This is a genomic window from Bradyrhizobium sp. PRIMUS42, assembly GCF_023006515.1.
Lineage (GTDB): Bacteria > Pseudomonadota > Alphaproteobacteria > Rhizobiales > Xanthobacteraceae > Bradyrhizobium.
The window spans coordinates 1-573 of the sequence record NZ_JALBGZ010001489.1; the positions used below are offsets into that span (position 1 = coordinate 1).

General features: G+C 66.3%; 1 pseudogene. It reads left to right on the top strand.

The window, feature by feature from the left end:
- Positions 1-187: pseudogene (locus tag MOV75_RS41240) on the top strand (hypothetical protein); the annotation flags it as partial.
- Positions 188-573: the final 386 nt, after the last annotated feature.

A 573-nucleotide genomic window follows, 5' to 3' on the forward strand; every position in this document is an offset into this window, starting at 1 on the left:
GATGGCGGCCGCGATCCTGCTGGCGCGATCGCAAGCGGGCGGCACCGGCCTCGTGGCGCTCGCCATCGTCAGCCTTGCCGGCGGTCTTGCTTATGTCGCGACCGCCTGGCTCCTCAACGTCGCCAATGTCCGGACGCTGTCGCTGCGTTTCCTCCGGACCTTCAACCGTAAGGCCGTGGGCGTCTAACGCGCCTCCGTTGGGCGTGGGCCTCGCCGCCCGGCAGAGGCGGACATTCTGCCGCAGCGATAGGCCACCAGCCTCGGACCAGCCCGGCTGTTAACCGCCTTCCGCCTGCCCAAGCGGTCGTATATGAGAGACTTGTCGCCGGAACGAGCCGAATATTGCCACAGACGGAACGTATGGCGGCTGCGATTTCTTAATCCCGTGATCGCAATCTGACGTGTGACCGGGCCAAGCGGACTGGCATTTCGACCGAGGATGGCATGAAAAACCGACTGACGACGGCGCAATCCACCTTGGCGATGCGGCGTTGGGGCCCTCCCGGACTTGTGACGCTGGCGGCGATGGTCGCGTTTTCCGCCCTGACCCCGGCCGGGGCGGCCAAGCAGGCG